This window comes from Collinsella sp. TF11-5AC (assembly GCF_003436775.1).
Lineage (GTDB): Bacteria > Actinomycetota > Coriobacteriia > Coriobacteriales > Coriobacteriaceae > Collinsella.
In genome coordinates, this window is record NZ_QSQO01000035.1 from 1 (window position 1) to 7,310 (window position 7,310).

Genomic DNA, 7,310 nt, shown 5'->3' on the forward strand with positions numbered 1-7,310 from the left:
TACCCTAAGAGCAAACCACCCCTTTTAGGGGTGGTTTTGATGTGACGAACGGTCGGGCTTCTTATTCCACTTGCCAATGCTCGGCTCATATTGGAAGAAAGCTACGCTAATGTTTGCGTGATACTCCTATTTTTTCCGAAGAAAGAATCGGATAATGAAGAATAACAATAAAAAAGGTGCCAGATATAAAGCAAGTACAAAGGTTAATCCAACGAGACCTTGCAATAATGGCATAACTCCTCCCAGACACGAGATTTTGGTATTTGTCCCCATCTTATTTTGAATTGGACCAAATAGTTCCTAGACACAAAAACTACTCGTCAACTGGATCGCACCAATCTGCTGGCAAAACACAGCTTGATTCTTTATCGACATAGCACCAATCCGCAACAGGGCACTCGGCGATGTCGTAAAAATTGCATATATCAACTCCAAGACAACAAGGCTCAACGGGAGTATGTTCATTTGAACCAACAGGATGGATATGCTTCATAACAGCTCCTCACCTTAATCCAATTAGAGACTACGTTTGATCAATGCCACAGTGATCTACAACGCAGATGCTGCCGCCATCCATGTCATAGTCGCAGTAATCGTATGCACCACAGCCATCTGCTTTATCATAAACAGTACAGATGTCAGTAATGCCCAAGAGGCAGTCAAAAGACATCGGCTTCACGCCTGCCTCGTCGCCACTTCCTGGATTAATCGGATGAATATGCTTCACGACTACCTCCCTTTGAGTGCAGAAAAACCTCAATATTGTGTATAACAAACCAAGATGTCTAGTTCACCATATTTCTAGAATGGTTTCGGCGAACGTAGCAATAAGCTTCGCAGACGGTAATCAGAAGAACGAACACCTCCACAATGGTGACAGCAATGCGCTGAACCGCTTATTCCGATACAGTAGCTTCTCGTTGATTTTTCTCCTGCGAAGATGAGTGGCGGGAAATAAGGTCAAAAGCCATCTCGTAGCACATTTTTCTATATTCACATGATGCAGGGTGTAGACTCTTGGGCAAGTAGCCGTGCTCGTCTGCAGCCTCCCAGCTACAGCCCCCACCACAGAAAGACCGAGCCCAACAGTCCGTACAGTCAATTCTTTTTTCGACACCCTGACTCCAGTTTTCAATATACCTAGTTTCGTCAATTCCGGTGACGATGTTGCCCATTTTGAATCGCATCATCCCGACAAACCTGTGACAGGGGTATACGTCCCCTTCGGGAGTCACGGAAATAAAACGCCTGCCAGCCCCGCATCCGACAAAGGCGATCCTGTTGCTCATAATCAAATCAACTGCAGTTTTCAATGTTCTAAACAAGGGCTTTTCCCCTTGATCAATCTGTTTGAGATATTGATCCGCCAAATCTATTAGGCCCGCCCTGATTTTGTTTAATGAGTGTTCGTCGAGTTTGATATTCTCATCGAATGAGCTCACGGGCGAGAAGTAAATCCTTCTGAAGCCCATCTCTTTAAACTGAAGATAGTCTTCAACAAGGTTACAGTTATTATTTGTTAAGGTCGCTCTTGCGCCGAAGGGGAACGACTCGGAAAAACGACGAACGTTTTTGTCGATATCGGAGAAAGAGCCGCCTCCCGTCTTGTACGGGCGCGATGCATCGTGCTTGCATCCTGTACCATCGAGACTAATCAGAACAGAAAACCCGTGCTCCTTGAAAGAATTCACAGCAGTGTCATTCAAAAGCGTTCCGTTGGTCGTAATAGAATAGGTAAAGTTTCTATTGGGGTATATTCTTTTTGAATAGTCGACCGTTTTCCATATCAGCGGCTCGTTAATCATGGGTTCCCCACCAAAAAAGACGATTGCAAGCGTTTCGTTTTCCGATGAACTTGCGACGAGGTAGTCGACCGCCTTGAAGGCTATCTCGTCTGTCATCAGCAGAGGAGACGTTCCATAATCTCCTTTACCGGCAAAACAGTAACTACAACCAAGGTTGCATGCATGTGAAACGTGGAGTTCGATGGATCTAAGTTTTCGAGGCGTGTCTTTTGTTAAGAAAGTCCGCTCAGACAATCGTTGATACTCATCAATGTCGTCTTCAAGTTCTGCTATGGTCGTTTGGTCGTAGCCTTTCGCAGCAAGTGACTTTGTTAGCAACTTCGAGTTGACCGTTCTTCCCGATGCTTCAAATATGCGAAGCGCATCTTCTGATGCTTGGTCAACCTGAAAGCAATTGCGAGTGACCTCATCGAAGCAGTAACGACGATCACTTACTGAGAAAAAATGCATACGTTCCTCAATTTCATGCTGGACTGGCACTAACCTTGTTTATTGTTACGCAGCTATAAAAAACCACCAGCGGGGATTCGGTGTGCGGCCCAATCGGACTCCCAAAAGGTTCTATTTGAGACTGGCAAGCTTTGTGTTGTTGGCACTTCGGCAGCGCTCTTTATTCCAACATGGAGCCTCGCAGTTTGAGTCGACTTGCCTCTGGAAGGTCCGATCTCAACTTGATTTAGGATGAAAACAGATTACAGGCGCGCTCCTCTAGAAAGAAAGGAAACCAATCGCCGCCTTTCACCAGGAAAGTTTTTATAGCCCACCTCGAGCAAAATGAAAGATGCGAGAGCGATTGGGGAACAACGCGAATCTCCCCTTTTGGGTGGGAGCGAGCCTTCAGCCACCGGCGAACGACTCGCCCTGGTCAGAATCTGGAAGTGGTGCCGGGCCGCTTGGGCCTCCCCGGTGACTTCGTGGGGCTTACCTGCCTGACGTCGAGGAGTACATCCGCAAGATTCGTTCCCTATGCCGTTTGCTCTCACGCCCGCCTTGGTTCCAAGTCGGGCGAGCACGAGGTCGCGCCGGCGCATCCGCTGGGACTGCTGCGCGTGCAAAACGGCTACGCGGTGAGCGTCCCGCGCTGGATTCAGCCGAGTGAGGAAGGCGTCGAGATCGGCGCGCTGGCAACGGGGGAGGGCGGCATCACCGATGTGGGCGATGACGTTTCGGCTCGCCATGCCCACGTGTGGTGCGATGACCAAAATGTCTGGTACGTTGAGGACCTGTCGTCCACCAACGGAACCGTGGTGGTAAACGACGCGACGAACGTCTGCATTCAGGTCGAGCCCGGCCGTTCCGCCCAGCTCAATCCCGGCGACGAGCTCAAGCTCGGCGAATCCACAACCTACGCCATCCTCCTCGGCGCCCTCTGACTCATCTCCTAAATAAGTTGCGGTGAAATAGGGGCTGTTTAAGGCTACGGCCGGCAAAAACAGTTCCTATTTCACCGCAGCTGCCATTTGGTCCCTCGGTGACGGAAGGATCAATTTTGCCCTTGATGGTCACCCAAGGTAAACCTTTACCGCCCGCCTATATTTGCCGAAATTACACTTGACGGCGGGGTACAATAAACCCGCATGCGGATTTCCGTTGCGGGCGCTTCCCATCGCCGGGGCGTGCCCGGGAGCATCCGGCATGCGGCCTTTGCGGCGCTCGGTCATGTGCAAGACGGGTAGCTGGGCTTGTGGAGCGCGTGCAGCCCTCCTCGCCTCGGCATGCCTTCTCTCCACGCCATGTACCTGCTGCTGAGCCTGCCTGCCAGATGATTGGAAGCAACAGCGAAAATCCCATCACGCCAACATCCCGGCGATCGCCGGGGCCTGTATACCTATATGAGAGGAGAGGGGTATATGGCGCGTAAGTTTAAGTCTATGGACGGCAACGAGGCGGCCGCATATGTTTCGTATGCGTACACCGAGGTAGCGGGAATCTATCCCATTACGCCGTCCAGCCCGATGGCCGACCATGTCGACCAGTGGGCGGCCCAGGGTCGCAAGAACATCTTCGGCACCCCGGTCAAGGTCGTCGAGATGGAGTCCGAGGCAGGTGCAGCCGGTACTGTTCACGGTTCGCTGGGCGCCGGTGCTCTGACCACCACCTACACGGCTTCTCAGGGTCTGCTCCTGATGATCCCGAACATGTACAAGATCGCGGGCGAGCAACTCCCGGGCGTCTTCCACGTCTCCGCGCGTTGCGTCGCTTCCCACGCCCTGAACATTTTTGGCGATCACTCCGACGTCATGGCCTGTCGTCAGACCGGCTTCGCCATGCTCGCCGAGGGCAACGTCCAGGAGGTCATGGACCTCTCGCCGGTGGCTCACCTTGCCGCCATCGAGGGTAAGACCCCGTTCCTCAACTTCTTCGACGGCTTCCGCACCAGCCACGAGATCCAGAAGGTCGCCATGTGGGACTACAAGGATCTTGCCGAGATGTGCGACATGGACGCCGTCCAGGCTTTCCGCGACCACGCGCTCAACCCTGAGCACCCGCACACCCGCGGCAGCCACGAGAACGGCGATATCTTCTTCCAGAACCGTGAGGCCTGCAACAAGGTCTACGACGAGCTTCCCGCCGTCGTCGAGGGCTACATGAAGAAGATCAACGAGAAGCTCGGCACCGATTACGGCCTGTTCAACTACTACGGCGCTCCCGATGCCGACCGCGTCGTCGTGTGCATGGGCTCCTTCTGCGACGTGCTCGAGGAAGTCATCGACTACCTCAACGCTCACGGCGAGAAGGTCGGCCTGGTCAAGGTTCGTCTGTTCCGTCCGTTCTCCATCAAGCACTTCGTCGACGTTCTTCCCGAGACCGTCCAGAAGATCGCCGTCATGGACCGCACCAAGGAGCCGGGTTCCATCGGCGAGCCGCTCTACCAGGACGTCGTCTCCGCTCTCTACGAGGCCGGCAAGACGGGCATCAAGGTCGTCGGCGGCCGTTATGGCCTGGGCAGCAAGGACACGCCTCCCGCGTCCGCCTTTGCTGTCTTCGAGGAGCTCAAGAAGGACGAGCCCAAGCGCGAGTTCACCATCGGCATTGTCGATGACGTGACCAACCTGAGCCTGCCCGAGGCCGAGGATGCGCCCAACACCGCAGCCCCCGGCACCATCGAGTGCAAGTTCTGGGGTCTGGGTGGCGACGGTACCGTCGGCGCCAACAAGAACTCGATCAAGATCATCGGCGACCACACCGACAAGTACGTCCAGGCCTACTTCCAGTACGACTCCAAGAAGACCGGCGGCGTCACTGTCTCGCACCTGCGCTTTGGTGATTCCCCGATCCGCTCGCCGTACTACGTGACCAAGGCCGACTTTGTCGCTTGCCACAACCCCAGCTACATCGTTAAGGGCTTCAAGATGGTCCGCGACGTCAAGCCGGGCGGCACCTTCCTGGTCAACTGCCAGTGGAGCGACGAGGAGTTCGCCGAGCACATGCCCGCCGTGGCCAAGCGCTACATCGCGAACAACAACGTCAACGTCTACCTGATCGACGCTATCGACCTGGCCGCTAAGGTCGGCATGGGCAAGCGCACCAACACGGTGCTCCAGTCCGCCTTCTTCGCGCTGGCCAAGGTCCTGCCCGCCGAGGACGCCCTGCAGTACATGAAGGACGCGGCTACCAAGTCCTACATGAAGAAGGGCCAGGCTATCGTCGACGCCAACCACAAGGCCATCGATGCCGGCGCTACCGCCTTCCGTAAGTTCGAGGTTCCGGCCGACTGGGCTACCGCCGAGGATGCCGCTCCCGTCGAGCTCTCCGAGGAGACCAAGTCCGCTATCGCCCAGCAGGTCAAGAACCTGCTCGAGCCCATCGATCGCATGGACGGCGACAGCCTGCCTGTTTCCGCCTTCGTCGATTGCGCCGACGGCCAGTTTGAGCTGGGCGCCTCCGCATACGAGAAGCGCGGCGTCGCCGTGGTCGTTCCCCACTGGGACGAGACCAAGTGCATCCAGTGCAACCAGTGCGCCTACGTGTGCCCGCATGCCACCATCCGTCCGTTCGCGATGACCGAGGACGAGGCTGCCGCCGCGCCCGAGGCTACCCGCACGCTCGACGCCATGGGCCCCAAGGCCAAGGGCATGAAGTTCACCATGGCTGTGTCCCCGCTCGACTGCATGGGTTGCACCAACTGCGTCAAGGTCTGCCCCAAGGGCGCCCTCGAGATGGTTCCCACCGAGCAGGAGATGGACCAGCAGCCCGTTTGGGACTACATGGTCGAGAACGTCTCCGAGAAGAAGGAGCTCATCGCGGCCAACGTCAAGGGCAGCCAGTTTAAGCAGCCCTACCTGGAGTTCTCCGGCTCCTGCGCCGGCTGCGCCGAGACCGCCTATGCACGTCTGGTGACCCAGGTCGCCGGCGACCGCATGTTCATTTCCAACGCCACCGGCTGCTCCTCCATTTGGGGCAACCCCGCTGCCACCGCTCCTTACTGCAAGGACAAGGACGGTCACGGCCCGGCGTGGAACAACTCCCTGTTCGAGGACAATGCCGAGCACGGCCTGGGCATGGCCGTTGGCTATGAGGCCGTTCAGCACAAGCTGATCGCCGCTACCCAGGACATCATCGCTGCCGATGGTCCGTCCGATGAGCTCAAGGCCGCCGGCCAGGCTTGGATCGACTCCGTCAACGACGCCGAGGCCTCCAAGACCGCTGCCGCTGCCTACGTTGCCGAGCTCGAGAAGTGCGGCTGCGACGCTTCCAAGGCAATCCTCGCCGACAAGGCTTACCTCACCAAGAAGTCCTTCTGGATCTTCGGCGGCGACGGCTGGGCCTACGACATCGGTTTCGGTGGCCTGGACCACGTCCTGGCTTCCGGCCACAACGTCAACGTCTTCGTCTTCGACACCGAGGTCTACTCCAACACCGGCGGTCAGGCCTCCAAGGCCTCGAACCTGGGCCAGGTCGCTCAGTTCGCCGCTGCCGGTAAGGTGACCAAGAAGAAGTCTCTGGCCGAGATTGCCATGAGCTACGGCTACGTCTACGTGGCACAGGTTGCCATGGGCGCCAACCCGGCTCAGACCCTCAAGGCCATCCACGAGGCCGAGGCCTATGACGGCCCGTCCCTCATCATCGGCTACAGCCCCTGCGAGATGCACTCCATCAAGAAGGGCGGCATGCAGAACTGCCAGGCCGAGATGAAGAAGGCTGTCGAGTGCGGTTACTGGAACCTCTTCCGCTTCAACCCCGAGGCTGCTGCCGGCAAGAAGTTCTCGCTCGATTCCAAGGAGCCCGCGGGCGGTTATCAGGAGTTCTTGATGAACGAGGCCCGTTACGCTTCGCTGACGCGTTCCTTCCCCGAGCGCGCCGAGGAGCTCTTCAAGGAGAATGAGCAGGCCGCTATGGACCGCTATCAGCACCTGCTGAAGCTCAAGACGGTGTACAACGAGGCCTAGGTCTCCTACCGCAGGATCTGAGGGCTGACCTTCGCGGACGTCCTCGGACATGAAAGAACCCCCGCTGCGCACTACGTGAACTGCCTCCCATTTCTTGGACACAAGAAATGGGAGG

5 protein-coding genes are annotated in these 7,310 nt (G+C 56.4%); 2 read left to right on the forward strand and 3 right to left on the reverse strand.

Features of this window, described 5'->3' with window-relative positions; all coding sequences use genetic code 11:
- Positions 1-313 precede the first annotated feature (313 nt).
- From DXD16_RS10420 to DXD16_RS09990, 3 genes are all read right to left on the reverse strand, one after another.
- Positions 314-493, reverse strand: a complete 180-nt coding sequence (locus DXD16_RS10420; RefSeq protein WP_128620790.1) for a hypothetical protein — start codon at positions 491-493, stop codon at positions 314-316.
- A 30-nt stretch (positions 494-523) separates the two neighbouring features.
- A complete protein-coding gene (locus tag DXD16_RS10255; RefSeq protein ID WP_124785779.1) occupies positions 524-727 on the reverse strand; it encodes a hypothetical protein in 204 nt (67 codons plus the stop codon).
- A gap of 169 nt (positions 728-896) precedes the next feature.
- A complete protein-coding gene (locus tag DXD16_RS09990) occupies positions 897-2,255 on the reverse strand; it encodes a radical SAM protein (protein WP_082421808.1) in 1,359 nt (452 codons plus the stop codon).
- 431 nt (positions 2,256-2,686) lie between these two features.
- Between DXD16_RS09990 and DXD16_RS09995 the strand changes: the two genes are divergently transcribed.
- On the forward strand, positions 2,687-3,178 hold the full coding sequence (locus DXD16_RS09995) for an FHA domain-containing protein (RefSeq protein ID WP_158606198.1): 492 nt from the start codon (positions 2,687-2,689) through the stop codon (positions 3,176-3,178).
- Between the two features lie 477 nt (positions 3,179-3,655).
- Entirely contained in the window at positions 3,656-7,195 is a 3,540-nt protein-coding gene (gene nifJ, locus DXD16_RS10000; protein WP_117655974.1) for a pyruvate:ferredoxin (flavodoxin) oxidoreductase, read from the forward strand.
- The last annotated feature ends 115 nt before the right edge of the window (positions 7,196-7,310 follow it).